Below are 14449 nucleotides of genomic sequence, written 5' to 3'. Positions count from 1 at the left end.
TTGGAGTTTCTGCAGGCGTCGGCGTCGGAATTGGCGTCGGAGTTGGAGTTTCCGCAGGCGTCGGAGTCGGCGTCGGAGTTGGAATTTCCGCAGGTGTCGGAGTCGGAGTTGGCGTCGGAGTTGGAATTTCCGCAGGCGTGGGTGTCGGAGTTGGCGTTTCTGCAGGTGTCGGAGTCGGAGTCGGAGTTGTATCTACAATAGTCAAAATAGCACTAGAAATTGCTCCTAAATCTGCTCCGTTAGTGGGATTGTTCAGACTTAAATTAACAGTTTCATCCTCTTCTATCTCTGAATCATCCACAATTGGAATCGTGAAAGTTTGAGCAGTTTCGCCAATGCCAAAATTTAAAGTTCCCGATGTCTGCTTATAGTCGATTCCAGCATTAGCGGTTCCATTACTTGTACTGTAACTGACAGCAGCCGCCACATTAGTAGCATCAGTGCGAGTAACGGTAATTGTGGCAAACTGACCGTTTTCATTAACGCTGTAGTTGACGTTACTGAAGTTAAATGTGCCTGGATTGGTGAGGTTGATAATGAACGCTTGGGTGTCAGAAGTATCGAGTCCTTCGTTATCTATACCGCCATTATCTCTCAGGTTTAGAGTGATATTAGCACTGCCGATCGCCTCCGGCACCGGTGTAAAGGTTAGCGTCCCCACCGAGTCGATCGCCGGTGGTACACTAAACAAAGCAGCATTGTCATTCCCCACCACTTGAAAAGCCACAGTTTGTCCTGATTCGTTGGCAGGGCCTGGAGAAATCGCAGTCGCCCATCCGGGGATGGTTTGTGGCCCAGAGTTGCTGCGGAGAGTGCGATCGACTCCTTTGACAAACGAAGGTGGATCGTTGACTGGATTAACTGCGATCGAACTTGTTAAACTATTAGTGCTAAACGGCGTTGTTCCCCCAGTAACAGAAGCATTGACGCCGGCAGTACCGTTACCCACTCCGTTACTTCCATCCCACCCCCGAAAAGTAATTGTTGGTTCGCTTCCAGGGGCACTGTAATAGTCTGGGTTGGGTACAAACCGAAATTTCGCAGGCGTTTGCAGGGAAACCCGCGTCAGGTTGATGTTAGCTTGGGCCGAGGTAGTGCCGTCACCGAGGAATAGAAAATTAGGAGTTTCGTAAGGATCTATCTGGTCGCTAAATCCTGAATAATCGCGCAGTGGGCCGGTTAGTATGATATCGCTTCCATCGGAAAGAAAGTAATTGTCACCTTGAACTCTGAGAGTGTAGTTAGTACCAATATTGGTGTTATAAGCAACATTCTCTGCTGTAACAAATAAGCCGTTGGTTTGTCCGCCTGGGTTGGGAGTAATGCCGTCGCCTTGTGCAAAGATATTGCCAGAAGTTGCAGATAGCTGCTGGAAACCGATTTCAATGGCTTTGCGATCGCTAGTAACGGCAACAATGCTAAAACCCGCCCGATTTTGATTAGTGCGGGATTCCGAGATAATTTGGAGATTAAAAGACAAGCTAAAGCCTGTAGTGCGATCGAGCGGGGGAAATGACGGATTTAAAGGATTATTTGTATAGCCAGCATAAATACTATTGGTCGCAGTGCTGTTTAAATTAACTCCATTACCGCTAAAAAATTCGGAAGCTGTAGCGGTAGGAGAAGCAAGATTTAAGTTAGTCAAAGACAGCCAATTTTGACCAGTGGGAGTGTTACCAAGTAAGCCATTATAAAGAGGAGTAGGGCCGAGTACGGTTGCTGAACTTTCCGACACTGTGCCGAAATTTGTCCAAGTATTGCCGTCAGTTGAAAATTGCCAGTTACCGTTAGTATTGTCTGCAGCGGTGACTGCGACACCCAAAGGATCGCCATTAGCATCACTTCCTAACTCGCTAGTGAGGTTAAAAATACTAAAGCCTGTGTTACCGGCGCTGGGTATATCTTCATTAATTGCGATCGGCGGATTAAGATTAGGATCTGCCCAAGTCGGAGCGATGTTAACCTGCGGGTTGCGGAGACTGTTAATATAAATAGTGTTGATTCCGCCGTTGGGCAAACCCAAGGAACCCGGAATATTTACAGCATAATTAGCAGTTTGGTTCACGCCGCCAATAGCGCTGGAAAACTCGACAATACCCCCGTTGATCGGTGCTGGAATTTGCACCTTAGCTGCACTCCCAAAGGCTCCGTGTGTCCCCAATGTTCTCCAGGCGATCGAATCTACTGTATCGGTAGTTGTAGTGCTAGCATTATCAACATAAACAACATCTGAAGCCGCGAAATCCCCATCAAAATTTCCGGCTGGGAGCAGCTTTGTCAAAAATCCACCTTCGGGACTCAATCGAATGTTCCAATCGTTGTTTGTTCCCGATGGTATGGGGTTGTAGGCAATCTCTTGATTAGCAGCCGAACCGCCGATCGCAAATATTGTTCCTGCTTTAAACACAGGAGCAATATTTGCCATATTAGTAAATCTGTAAGCAGAATATTTTGCTAATGTTGTAGTTGTTGAATCCCCCACAAAATAGCTCTCAAGCTGAGTTGTTGTTAAATCTTCAGTTAGCAGTAACTCTGCATACTCGTTGCCTGTAATGTCTCCAGTAGCCCGTCGGAATTCGTTAATAATTATCTGTCCCATCTAGATGCACCTAAATTTGAGATGATTATGTATTAGCTGTCAACTACTGTCGCTGTTTTTTCACTGTTAAATTTAATTTGCCTAATTACACTGAGATTGGTGTCCGTACAGTGGCTTGTTTAAGTCATTTTTTTTACTAAAATAATATCTGGAGTGCCCAGCAGTGTCAAGCAAAAGCTTGGATTATTGCGGAACTGCCGATCGGCGATCTAGACGCAGCAATTTTTGCCTTGGTTAGCTGACTCAGTTGCTGCACAAAGTTAACGCCCTTCTCCCCCGCCGCTACATCGCACCCATACAGCAAAATCTCTGCACTTTCTGCCAGCGATCGCGACCAACGCTGCAATTGTTGAGCATAAGTTTTTAAATTTGTCAAGTTTAGATCGATCGTGGCTAGCTGCAAACTCGCGGGGCGGTCGTGGGAGAGAATGCACGAAGTTCTGCATCGTCTTAGCCTTGAGGTTAAACTTGTGCAATGTCAAACTTCATTAATGTTGTCAGCATTGATCGACAATAGTAGTATCGTATAGTCAGGAGACCAATAAAATTAACAATCAAGACTGATATTAAATTTCCGTGAAGCTGCAACAGATTCATCTTGATAGAGGCGTATTTAGCAATTAATTCATTTCAAAAACCGACTATTCCAGTACAAAAATCGCCTGTTTAAGGTTCGATCACCAAAAGTTCTTCTGCTACCAATCCTTTCTGAATTGCGAGTACAGCAGCTTGAGTGCGATCGCGCACTTCTAACTTTTGCAAAATCGCGTGCACGTGAACCCGTACAGTCCCCGGAGCAATGTACAATATTTGTGCAATTTCCTGATTGCTTTTCCCCCCCGCAACTAAAGCCAAGATTTCCTGTTCTCGCTTCGTCAGCGGATTCTCCAAAAGTTCCGATTTCAACCCATTTTTCAAAGGTTCGGGATTAGCAAAAACCGCCCTAATTTCCGCAGTCGCGGCCTGATCCCACCACGAAGCACCTGCCGCTACCGATCGAATTGCCAACACTAAAGTTTCCGCCGCAATTCCCTTGAGGCAATATCCCTGAGCTCCCGCTGCAATTAATCTTTCAATTAAGGATTTTTGCGAATGAGATGTTAAAATTAAAACCGGAATTGCTGGATGTCGCTGTTTAATTTGGCGGCAGGCTTCAATACCGCCAATTCCAGGCAAACCGACATCGAGAACTACCACATCTGGCAAGTGTTCCTGAGTCAATTCTACCGCCGTTTCGCCATCTTCCGCTTCAGCAATTACTTGCAAGCAACTTTCTTGCTGCAACCTGGTTTGCAGCCCCAAACGAAACAGTTCGTCGTCTTCAACTAGGAGAATTCGTAATGGATAAGCTGGTTTCATTTCTGTGGGATAGCTGGGAGTCGGAATCCAAATAAAGCACCGTGTGGCAATTTATTTTCTGCCCAAATTATACCGCCGTGGGCGTCAATGATTTGGCGAGATAAGTATAATCCTAATCCAGATCCTTTGGCTTGCCGATCGCCGTTTCCTTGATAAAAACGCTCGAACAAGTGGGGCAGTTCATCGGCAGTAATTCCCAACCCGCTATCGATAACTTTCACCACCTGATAACTCGAATAAGATTCCATAATTATTTCTACTTTGCCCCCGCGAGGAGAATGGTTAATTCCGTTTGTTAACAAATTAGCAAAAACGCGCTGGAGTTGCACCGCATCGCCATTTACCCACAAAGAGCGACGGAAATCTGACTCTCCGTAACTCATATTAATGTAAACTCGGCGCGCTGCCGATAAATCTATGAGGGTGGCAATTACTTCTTCTGCCAAAGCTACTAAATTTACGGGCGCAAGTTGCAGTTTTAAACCTTCGGCATCGTTGCGGTAAACATCCAGCAGCGTTTCTACTAATTGTAGAGACATTTTGTGCGATCGCGCCATTGTTTCGAGAACTTTTTGCTGACTGGCGGTGACATTCCCAAATTTTGCTGACTGAAAAGCTTTAATTGTTTCAATCGCCCCCAGCATCGGCGTTTTTAAGTCGTGACTCAAAGTAGAGACAAAATCTTCTCGGATGCTGGCTAGCTGCTGCTGTGACTGCAACTCAGCTTTAGCGATCGCGATCGTCTCTTGGTACTGCTGGTTGCGATCGCTCAAATATCCCGTCACTCCCAAGGCCATGACTGCGATCGATCTATTTGCAACTGTCGCTAGGGCGATCGTTTCTCCAGGAGGAACAAACAAATTTAACAGCGTCAAAGCTGCCGATACCAGCGTAATTTGCAACTTACCCAACCGACTCAAGCGCGAATTTGCCAATAAAATCGGCCCTGTGTACAAATACCCAAACAGATACTCCGACGGCGTAGTAAATTCCAGCACTACAACGATCGCAACTAAAATTGCGATCGACCACCTCCCCCGCAAATACTTCTCCTGAATTGCCAGATTTTTTTTTATTGTCAATAAGCTTTTCAACATCCTCATTTAATCCATTTTAAATTTTATATTTACACTCAACTCTCTGCCTTCTATCTTTCTTAAAACTCTCTTGTCTATTGTGGCGCAAAAAAATAGCGTTTAGATATAATCTATATCTGCAAATATAGATCATGAAAACTATCTAAACATTTGTCTATTAGTAATAATATAGGACAAAACAACAAACTTGTAAACACCAACTTATACCTCTAGAGTGATTATCAAAAATAATAGCCTTAAGTATAGTAATTAGTAAGAGTCAACCATATCTTGTGGCTAGTAGAAGTCATATATGAGCTTTGCAAAACCAAAACTAATCCAAGTTGCCATCCAATTCAACAGCAGTTATTGCGGCATGGCATTAAATGATCTACAATTGCCCAGTAGCGGCCAGTGCTTGGGGTTAGCAAGAAAAAGGCGAGTAATTCTAGCTAGCGAAAACCCGGTGATCTACGACGGAGATTGCATCTTAGCAGTAGCATTGAATTCGGCGGTCGCCCCCGAACTATATGTTACCTTGAAGAAAACTCACCCGGTTTTGTGGACTTCTTTTAGAAGCCCTTTCCCAAGTAGTGAAGCGTATTTATCCAACGAGGACTTTTTGGCTCAATTATGCTGCAAGGATTAATTCAAATCGCATTAACGCTAATCATTTTAGTAGCGATATCGCCTTTGTTTGGTAAATACATGGCGCGGGTGTACATGGGAGAAAAAACCATCCTCGACTCCGCCATCAAACCTGTAGAACAACTCATCTATACCGCCGGCAATATCCGTGTGGTTGATTCGATGACAGGTTGGCAGTATGCCCGATCGTTACTCTACAGCAATGCAGCAATGGGCATATTTGTTTTCTTAATTTTCATGCTTCAGGGAGTGCTGCCTTTAAATCCCACCAGCCTAAGTGCCCCAACCTGGGATACTGCGCTGCACACAACTATTTCATTCCTCACAAATACCGACCAACAGCATTACTCCGGCGAGACAACAGTCAGTTATCTATCGCAGTTAACCCTGGGATTTTTAATGTTTACCTCAGCCGCTACCGGTTTAGCAGTAGGGATTGCCTTTATTCGGGGATTGACTGGCCGCCCGCTGGGCAACTTCTACATCGATTTAATTCAATCAATCACCAGGATATTGCTACCCCTTTCTTTAATAATTGCCTTACTTTTGCTAATGTCGGGAGTGCCAGAAACCCTAGCAGGGCCGGCAGTTGCCCGTACATTAGAAGGCGGCACGCAAATAATTGCTCGCGGCCCAGTTGCTCACTTTGAAAGCATCAAACAACTCGGAGAAAATGGCGGCGGATTTTTTGCCATTAACTCGGCTCATCCCTTTGAAAATCCCAACCCTTTTACCAACCTGCTGGAAACACTAGCAATGCTTTCTATACCAGCAGGACTCATTCACACCTACGGCAGATTTGCCAATAACAAAAAGCAGGGATGGCTGATTTTTGGGATGGTATTTGTCATCTACGTTGTCTTGATTGGCATTGCAGCGTTTGGCGAGTACGGCGGCAACCCTCAAATTAATAATTTACTGGGTTCGCAGCAACCAAATTTAGAAGGCAAAGAAGTTAGGTTTGGCTGGGCAGAGACTGCACTGTGGGCTGTCACTACGACTGGGACAATGTGCGGCGCTGTCAACGGAATGCACGATTCTTTAATGCCTCCCGGTGGTTTTGCTACTCTGTTTAATTTGTTTCTGCAAATCGTTTGGGGCGGACAAGGAACGGGAACGGCTTACTTATTTATTTACTCAATTTTGAGCGTGTTTCTCACCGGATTGATGGTGGGGAGAACGCCGGAATTTTTGGGACGCAAAATAGAAAAACGAGAAATAGTTTTAGCCAGCGTTGTTTTGTTAATTCACCCGATCGCAGTTTTAATCCCCGGTGCCATTTCCCTCGCCTTTACCGACAGTTTGAGCGGCATCAGCAACCCGGGATTTCACGGCATTTCCCAGGTGATGTACGAATACGCTTCGGCGGCGGCAAACAACGGTTCCGGTTTTGAAGGATTGGCCGACTCTCAACCCGCACCTACCGGACTTTGGTGGAATTTAAGCACCTGTTTTAGCCTGCTGTTGGGGCGCTACGTTCCAATTATTGCCCTGCTGCTTTTAGCTGACAGCATGACGAACAAACAACTGGTTCCCGAAACAACGGGCACTCTCAGAACCGATTCAGTTTTGTTCACCAGCGTCACCGCAGGAGTAATCATAATTCTGGGCGCGCTGACATTTTTCCCAGTTCTAGCTTTAGGGCCAATTGCCGAAGGATATGAAATTAGCAGCGGCAAATTTGAACCCACACCGATAACTGCACCCACAACACCTTTAGCAACACCAACTCCTCCACCTCAGTAGCGAAAATCCTCAACCTCACTCTTCTTTTTCTCTGTGTTCTCTGTGTTCTCTGTGGTTCATTAAAAATCCCAAATCGATATGACTTCTTCCCATACCCCTGATTCCCCAAAAAAACCTGCTAGAGGCTCTCGCGAGTCTCGCAAGCACACGCCAAAAGCAAATACAAAAGGCCTTTATCAAAGAGCTTTTAAACAAGCTTTTGTCAAGCTCAACCCGCGGGTGATGCTGAAAAATCCGGTGATGTTTGTGGTGTGGGTTGGCACAATTGTGACTGCATTATTAACGATCGACCCGACGCTGTTCGGCCCGGTTCCCGGCGAAAATCAGGTAGTTTTTAACGGTCTGGTGACGTTAATTTTGTTCTTCACTTTGGTATTTGCTAATTTTGCCGAAGCGGTGGCGGAAGGGCGCGGCAAAGCGCAAGCAGATGCGCTGCGATCGACCAAAGCCGACACAACAGCCCGCAAACTCCTACCAGACGGTTCAATTCAAGAAGTTAGTTCGACATCCCTGAGACGCGGCGACCAAATTAAAGTGATCGCAGGCGATGTCATTCCTGCCGACGGCGAAGTGATCGCAGGTGTCGCATCGGTGGATGAATCTGCGATCACTGGGGAATCCGCACCGGTGCTCAAGGAACCGGGTTCGGACATCGCCAGTTCCGTTACCGGCGGCACGCGCATCCTTTCCGACGAACTGACGCTGCGGGTGATGGCCGATCCGGGTAAGGGGTTTTTGGACAGGATGATCGCGCTGGTGGAGGGCGCAGAACGATCGAAAACGCCGAACGAGATCGCACTGACGGTGCTGCTGGCGGTGCTGACTCTGGTGTTTTTGATAGTGGTTGCGACGATTCCGCCCGTGGGAAATTACGTGAAAACCCCTGTGGGCGTGGTGACGCTGATTTCGCTGCTGGTGGCGCTAATTCCAACAACCATTGGAGGTTTGCTGAGCGCGATCGGCATTGCGGGCATGGATCGCGTCGCTCAGTTTAACGTGATAGCGACCTCTGGACGCGCCGTGGAGGCTTGCGGCGACGTGAATACGCTGATTTTGGACAAAACGGGGACGATCACGCTGGGGAACCGTTTAGCCGAGGAGTTTATTCCGGTAAACGGTCACTCGCTGGAGGATATGGCGAGTGTAGCCCTTGCTGCTAGCTTGTTTGACGATACTCCAGAGGGAAAGTCGATCGTCCGTTTGGCCGAAAAATTGGGCGCAACGGTGAATTTCGATCGCGCTAACGCAACCGGGCTGGATTTTTCGGCAAAAACGCGGATGTCTGGCACGGATTTGCCCGATGGGACGGAGGTTCGCAAGGGTGCGGTTGATGCGGTGAAGGGTTTTGTGCGATCGCGCGGCGGCAATTTCGGGCAGGATCTTGATGCAGCTTACGAGCGAGTTTCCCGCTTGGGAGGCACGCCTTTAGCTGTTTGTCAAGGCAGCGACACCTACGGCATTATCTATTTAAAAGATGTGATTAAACCGGGAATTCGCGATCGATTTGACCAACTGCGAAAAATGGGAATTCGCACCATTATGCTCACCGGAGATAACCGGATTACAGCATCAGTAATTGCCGATGAAGCAGGCGTTGACGACTTCATTGCCGAAGCAACTCCCGAGGACAAAATCGACGTAATTCGCAAACAACAAGCCGAGGGCAAATTAGTCGCAATGACAGGAGACGGAACCAACGACGCACCCGCACTAGCCCAGGCAAATGTAGGCTTGGCAATGAATTCGGGAACGCAAGCGGCAAAAGAAGCTGCGAACATGGTGGACTTGGATTCTGACCCTACAAAGTTAATTGATTTAGTGACGATCGGCAAACAGTTGCTGATTACTCGCGGCGCGCTGACCACCTTTTCGCTAGCCAACGATATTGCAAAATATTTTGCAATTATTCCGGCAATGTTTGCCCCGGTTGGCGCTTTAAACATCATGGGTTTAGCCAGCGGTCAATCTGCGGTTTTGTCGGCATTAGTTTACAATGCTTTGATTATTCCAGCTTTAATTCCCCTAGCATTAACCGGGGTAAAGTTTAGACCTTTGAGCGCCAACCAACTGTTGCAGCGGAACATTTTAATCTACGGATTGGGCGGGGCAGTTGCGCCGTTTATTGCCATCAAAATTATTGATGTTTTGATTGCTGCCGTTGGGTTAGCATAGAGCGGGAAAGCATGACACGGATTTTGACACGGATACACGGATTAATCTCGTTCTCAGGCTCTGCCTCAATTTTTCCCAAAAAAATATCCAAGAGAAAGACAGATATTTATTCCCAAAATAAGGAGAATTTATGAAACGGAATGATTGGCTGAATGATACTTTTCCCAGAGATTTCCAAGCAATTGTTGACTTAGCACAAATGCTTTGGCAGCGCCACCCAATCCCCGTGCAGCTATTTCTGGTAATGTGTTTCAATGCGATAATTGCCCCCGCTGTTTACGCGGCTGCGGGTGAAGATTTGACCCGAAAAGCTGTCTGGGGTTTAAGTCTCTTGGGTTTAGTGATTGTCGCCCTTTCTATTTACTTGTTTGTAGTCATCTTTCAGCCAGAAAGATTTTAGTCAATACTTAACCATTAGCAAATAACCGAGCCAGGTAATTTATGAGAGAAATAATTAGAGCCATTCGCGTTACCCTGGTTTTATGGGGAATTACAGCCATTATTTATCCCTTAATCGTGCTAGTAATCGGCCAAATTGCCTTCAATTCCCAGGCAAACGGTAGCTTAATTACTAACCAGGGAGTTGTAGTCGGTTCCTCGTTAATAGGTCAACCTTTCTCCTCAGAAAGATATTTTTGGGGTCGTCCCAGCACGACAAATTACAGCAGCTTTGCGACAGAAAATTACGACCCCACAAAGGGAGAAAATTTCAGTCAAAGAACAGGTGTTTCGGGAGCTAGCAACCTGGCTCCCAGTAACTTGGATCTACTGAAGCGAGGTAATGAAAAAGATGGTTTTCAGGGGGTGCAAGTTGAATTAGACCGCCTCAACAAAGCTGGTATCAAACCGACTGCTGATTTAGTCTACACCTCTGGTTCTAGCCTCGATCCGCACATTAGCGTAGAGGCAGCTCGATCGCAAATGCAGCGGATAGCAACGGTGCGATCGCTCAATCTCAATCAAGTAGAAATGTTGGTAGCTAAAAATACAGAGGGCAGATTTCTTGGCATTTTCGGCGAACCAGGAGTTAATGTCCTCCAACTGAATTTGGCTCTCGACGGTTTACAATAGTTGACAGTCAGTAGTCATTAGTTATTTGTTATTTGTTATTTGTTATTTGTTACTTGTAGCAACTGACAATCGCTAACTGACAACTGACAACTGACAACTGACAACTGACAACTGACAACTGACAACCGCCAACTCACTACTCACTACTCAGCTATGATTCACTCTAGCGAACTTACTAACAATCCAGACGCGGTTTATGCCCAACCTAACCGCACTTACGATCGCACGCCCCGCCGCGGAAAGCACAAAATATTTATCGGCATGGCCCCCGGTGTCGGCAAAACTTTCCGAATGCTGGAAGAAGGGCATCGACTCAAATCTGAAGGCATTGATGTCGTCGTCGGTTTATTAGAAACTCACGGGCGGAAAGAGACAGCAGTTAAAGGCGAAGGACTGGAAATAGTGCCGCGAAAACAAATGCAGCGAGGCCTAAAAACTCTAACAGAAATGGATACAGAAGCTGTCATAGCACGCCGCCCCCAATTAGCATTAATAGACGAACTAGCTCATACCAACATTCCCGGTTCTCTCCTAGAAAAGCGATATCAAGATGTCGAAGAAATTCTGAATGCTGGGATCGATGTTTTCTCGACGCTTAACATTCAGCACATAGAAAGTCTCAACGATTTAGTAGCTAGAATTACCGGAGTTGTAGTGCGAGAGCGAGTTCCCGATCGCGTCCTCGAAGAGGCTGACGAAATACTCGTTGTCGATGTCACGCCGGAAACTTTAGAAGAAAGGTTGTTAGAAGGCAAAATCTACGCTCCCGAAAAAATTGAACAATCTTTAAAAAACTTTTTCCAGCGCCGTCATTTAATTGCGTTGCGAGAACTCGCCCTGCGAGAAGTCGCAGACAGTGTTGAAGATGACGCAGCAACTTTAAAAGGTCAACATTGCAACATTCACGAACGAGTATTAGTATGCCTCTCGACTTATCCGAACTCCTTGCAACTGCTGCGACGGGGTGGGAGAATTTCTAGCTACATGAATGCCCCATTTTACGCTCTTTTTGTCGATAATCCCGATCGATTTTTAACAAAAGCCGAAAGCTTGCACGTTGAAACTTGCCAGAAGCTTTGTCAAGAATTTAACGGGCAATTTCTGCGGGTGCAGAGTCCGAATATAGCAAAAGCAATTTCCGATGTAGCGAAACAGTATCGCATTACTCAAATTGTGATTGGCGAAAGCCAGCAATCCCGCTGGAAATTGCTACTGCGGGGTTCTTTGACTCAACAGTTAGTGCGATCGCTCAAACACGTAGATTTGCACATCATCGCTACCGAAAAAAGTCAGTAGTCAGTAGTCAGCAGTCAGTAGTTGTGAGTTATTAGTTGTTAGTTGTTAGTTGTTAGTTGTGAGTTATTAGTTGTTAGTTGTTAGTCATTTAGCATAAAAACTGCAACTTTCGGAGGAGAGCTGAATCTAGCGGACGGTGGATGCCCCAGAAGCTTTTACGTGTCAAAATCGCACTTGGTAAACCTGATTAAAGGTGCGATCGCTATGGTGGATATTTACATTCTCGACTTGCTAGCCATTGGCATCCTTTTGCTGACAGTCACCTTGGGTTCCGGATGGATTGCGCGATTCCCTGTATCTTATGCCTTAATTTATCTAGTTGTCGGTATCGGATTGGGCCCCTACGGCTCCAAGCTGATTAACTTGCGTCCCGAAGCTCAATTTATAGAAAGACTTACAGAATTTGTAGTTATTGTTTCTCTGTTTAGTTGTGGCTTAAAAATGAACCGCCCGCTGCAATTTTGGGCTTGGAATTCCACAGCCCGGCTGATCGGTTTTTTAATGCCAATTTCTATTTTTGCGGTGGCCGCTGTCGGTCATTGGTTTGTAAAATTAGATTGGGCCCCGGCGATTTTACTGGGAGCAATTCTCGCTCCCACAGATCCAGTTTTAGCCTCAGAAGTTCAGTTAGCAAATATAGACGATCGCGATGAATTGCGCTTTGGTTTAACATCGGAAGGCGGTTTAAACGATGCTTTAGCTTTTCCCTTTGTTTATTTCGGCATTTATGCGCTAAAAGATAACAACTGGCAGAACTGGTTTTCGCAGTGGGTGGCAGTTGACTTGATTTGGGCGATTGGCGCAGCTATCGTTATGGGTATTTTAGTAGCTAAAGCTGTCACCTGGATCGATCGCCGACTCCAACGCTATCAAGCGGCAGATCAATTAATGGAAGATTTCATTGCTCTCAGCACAATTCTGATTACATATTCCCTCACAGAAGTAGTCAACGGCTACGGATTTCTCGCAGTTTTTGTAGCAGGAATTGTCGCGCAGCGGAGTTACCGCAATCCAGAAAAGCCGCTTTCCCAACTGCACTTTATCGAGCGCATAGAAAAGTTAATGGAAGTAGCAACTATTTTACTATTAGGTTCGCTCCTCCGCATAGAACCTATGTTGGCTTATGGAGGCTACTCTCTCTTAGTAGCTGGATTGTTAATTTTTTTAATCCGGCCTGTGGGAGCTTGGATTAGTACGATCGGCAGTCCTTTGCATCCCGCCAGCCGCTGGCTGTGCGGTTGGTTCGGGATTCGTGGCGTCGGTTCTATCTATTATCTTACCTATGCTTTCGGTCACGGTTTGAAAGGCGAAACCGCAGAAAAAATTGCCTGGATTACCTTTACAACCATCGTACTTTCTGTGATTCTACACGGCATCAGCTCCACCCCGTTAATGAACTGGTACGAGCGCCGAATCAAACCTGATCTACCAGATTTAATTTAATTCAGTAAGGTGCGTGACTTTAATAGTTCTGGACGCAACTGTCACACAACAATCGACTTGTAGGGTGCGTCAGGCGAAGTTCTCTAACGGCGATCGGGAATTTCGGGAGCTGACGCACCTTACTATATAATCTAAAATCGACTTGTAGGGTGCGTCAGCCGAAGTTCTCTAACGACACCGAAAGAAAAGAAGATTATAATTTTTGGGCTAACTCTAATATAAACGTTCGCGGAATCAAACATGGATCGATTTGAATTTCAGCTAGCAATGCTGCAAAAAGGAGCAGAGGAACTAGAGAAAAAAATAGCTAACTTCAATACAATTTTGCTGCAGTTAAAAACTGCGGCAATTACCATTTGGGTAGCGTTGATTGGTTGGGGGTTTGCCAACAAAATAGATGCGTTGGTTCCGCTGGGATACGTTATAATTTTTGGTTTCTGGTTTTTAGAAGCAACCTACTGGAGGGTGCAATTTTAGCACATACAAAGAGTCAATGCAGTTACCCAATTCTTGAATGATGAAAGCGCCTTAGATGAAAGTTTTAAGACCCGTTCTATACCGGAAGGTCTAGTTCACCCGCTCGGTTTTTTGAAAACACTTAAAGTGCCTTCTTTAGGTCGAGCTATCTGCGCTCCATCAATCTATATTTTTTATACCTTTTTGTTGGCTGTTAATTCGGTCGTTTGGTTAATAACTCTTAAAACAGCCCTCTAACTGGGTAAGATCCCAATGTGCGAGCGACCGGACAATATCTGCCATCCCAACTAACTAAAAGTGTAAGTTGGAGGTTCAATTTGCTTGCTACTCCAAAAAACGGTTGCTTTCTGTATCGTTTGGGTTTAACAGTTCGCCTGTTCTCTCCTCCATACTCTGTTGGTTATTTTCAAATAACCAGAACTGTTAGCGCTCAACTTCTACTACGACAGCAACCTCTTATATTCAGGACTTAGGCAACTGGCATACTAATACCATTTCTCTAAAATCGTGCAACACTCTTCGACCCCCCCTAGCCCCCCCTTGCTAAGGGGGGGAACAAGAA

General features: G+C 45.9%; 12 protein-coding genes. 8 read left to right on the top strand and 4 right to left on the bottom strand.

The window, feature by feature from the left end; genetic code table 11:
• The 4 genes from QUA43_RS08170 to QUA43_RS08155 all read right to left on the bottom strand — a co-directional run.
• Nucleotides 1-2599 (bottom strand): choice-of-anchor Y domain-containing protein (locus QUA43_RS08170; RefSeq protein WP_333372612.1); only part of this gene is annotated, 2599 nt, incomplete at its 3' end.
• 166 nt (nt 2600-2765) lie between these two features.
• A complete protein-coding gene (locus tag QUA43_RS08165; RefSeq protein WP_333372914.1) occupies nt 2766-3029 on the bottom strand; it encodes a DUF4347 domain-containing protein in 264 nt (87 codons plus the stop codon).
• 236 nt (nt 3030-3265) lie between these two features.
• Complete coding sequence (locus QUA43_RS08160) at nt 3266-3958, bottom strand: response regulator transcription factor (protein ID WP_333372610.1); 693 nt, start codon at nt 3956-3958, stop codon at nt 3266-3268.
• Entirely contained in the window at nt 3955-5055 is a 1101-nt protein-coding gene (locus QUA43_RS08155; RefSeq protein WP_333372608.1) for a HAMP domain-containing sensor histidine kinase, read from the bottom strand. Before QUA43_RS08155 ends, QUA43_RS08160 begins: the two co-directional genes overlap by 4 nt.
• 292 nt (nt 5056-5347) lie before the next feature.
• Between QUA43_RS08155 and QUA43_RS08150 the strand changes: the two genes are divergently transcribed.
• The 8 genes from QUA43_RS08150 (at nt 5348) to QUA43_RS08115 (ending at nt 13887) form a co-directional block, all read left to right on the top strand.
• Nucleotides 5348-5683, top strand: coding sequence for a TrkA C-terminal domain-containing protein (locus tag QUA43_RS08150; RefSeq protein ID WP_333372606.1), 336 nt, complete (start codon nt 5348-5350; stop codon nt 5681-5683).
• The gene (gene kdpA, locus QUA43_RS08145; RefSeq protein WP_333372604.1) at nt 5668-7428 is read left to right on the top strand and encodes a potassium-transporting ATPase subunit KdpA; all 1761 of its coding nucleotides are present in this window, start codon (nt 5668-5670) and stop codon (nt 7426-7428) included. The genes QUA43_RS08150 and kdpA overlap by 16 nt, the downstream gene beginning before the upstream one ends.
• Nucleotides 7429-7506: 78 nt before the next feature.
• Nucleotides 7507-9600 (top strand): potassium-transporting ATPase subunit KdpB, encoded by a 2094-nt coding sequence (gene kdpB, locus QUA43_RS08140; protein WP_333372602.1) that lies wholly within the window; start codon nt 7507-7509, stop codon nt 9598-9600.
• A gap of 130 nt (nt 9601-9730) precedes the next feature.
• A complete protein-coding gene (gene kdpF, locus QUA43_RS08135; RefSeq protein WP_333372600.1) occupies nt 9731-10000 on the top strand; it encodes a K(+)-transporting ATPase subunit F in 270 nt (89 codons plus the stop codon).
• 41 nt (nt 10001-10041) lie between these two features.
• Nucleotides 10042-10671: a K(+)-transporting ATPase subunit C gene (kdpC, locus tag QUA43_RS08130; protein ID WP_333372598.1), complete on the top strand. Its 630-nt coding sequence runs from the start codon at nt 10042-10044 to the stop codon at nt 10669-10671.
• A gap of 153 nt (nt 10672-10824) precedes the next feature.
• Nucleotides 10825-11967, top strand: a complete 1143-nt coding sequence (locus QUA43_RS08125; protein WP_333372596.1) for a sensor histidine kinase KdpD — start codon at nt 10825-10827, stop codon at nt 11965-11967.
• Nucleotides 11968-12126: 159 nt separating this feature from the next.
• Nucleotides 12127-13410: a sodium:proton antiporter gene (locus QUA43_RS08120; RefSeq protein ID WP_333372595.1), complete on the top strand. Its 1284-nt coding sequence runs from the start codon at nt 12127-12129 to the stop codon at nt 13408-13410.
• Nucleotides 13411-13650: 240 nt separating this feature from the next.
• Nucleotides 13651-13887, top strand: a complete 237-nt coding sequence (locus QUA43_RS08115; protein ID WP_333372593.1) for a hypothetical protein — start codon at nt 13651-13653, stop codon at nt 13885-13887.
• Nucleotides 13888-14449 lie beyond the last annotated feature (562 nt).

The organism is Microcoleus sp. N9_B4, assembly GCF_036701635.1.
GTDB lineage: Bacteria > Cyanobacteriota > Cyanobacteriia > Cyanobacteriales > Microcoleaceae > Microcoleus.
This window is presented reverse-complemented; position numbering and strand designations above follow the sequence as displayed.

Coding starts and splice junctions, on each gene's coding strand:
- QUA43_RS08160 (WP_333372610.1), bottom strand. CDS start 3,958: ATGAAACCAGCTTATCCATTACGAATTCTCCTAGTTGAAGACGACGAA.
- QUA43_RS08155 (WP_333372608.1), bottom strand. CDS start 5,055: ATGTTGAAAAGCTTATTGACAATAAAAAAAAATCTGGCAATTCAGGAG.
- QUA43_RS08150 (WP_333372606.1), top strand. CDS start 5,348: ATGAGCTTTGCAAAACCAAAACTAATCCAAGTTGCCATCCAATTCAAC.
- kdpA (WP_333372604.1), top strand. CDS start 5,668: ATGCTGCAAGGATTAATTCAAATCGCATTAACGCTAATCATTTTAGTA.
- kdpB (WP_333372602.1), top strand. CDS start 7,507: ATGACTTCTTCCCATACCCCTGATTCCCCAAAAAAACCTGCTAGAGGC.
- kdpF (WP_333372600.1), top strand. CDS start 9,731: ATGAAACGGAATGATTGGCTGAATGATACTTTTCCCAGAGATTTCCAA.
- kdpC (WP_333372598.1), top strand. CDS start 10,042: ATGAGAGAAATAATTAGAGCCATTCGCGTTACCCTGGTTTTATGGGGA.
- QUA43_RS08125 (WP_333372596.1), top strand. CDS start 10,825: ATGATTCACTCTAGCGAACTTACTAACAATCCAGACGCGGTTTATGCC.
- QUA43_RS08115 (WP_333372593.1), top strand. CDS start 13,651: ATGGATCGATTTGAATTTCAGCTAGCAATGCTGCAAAAAGGAGCAGAG.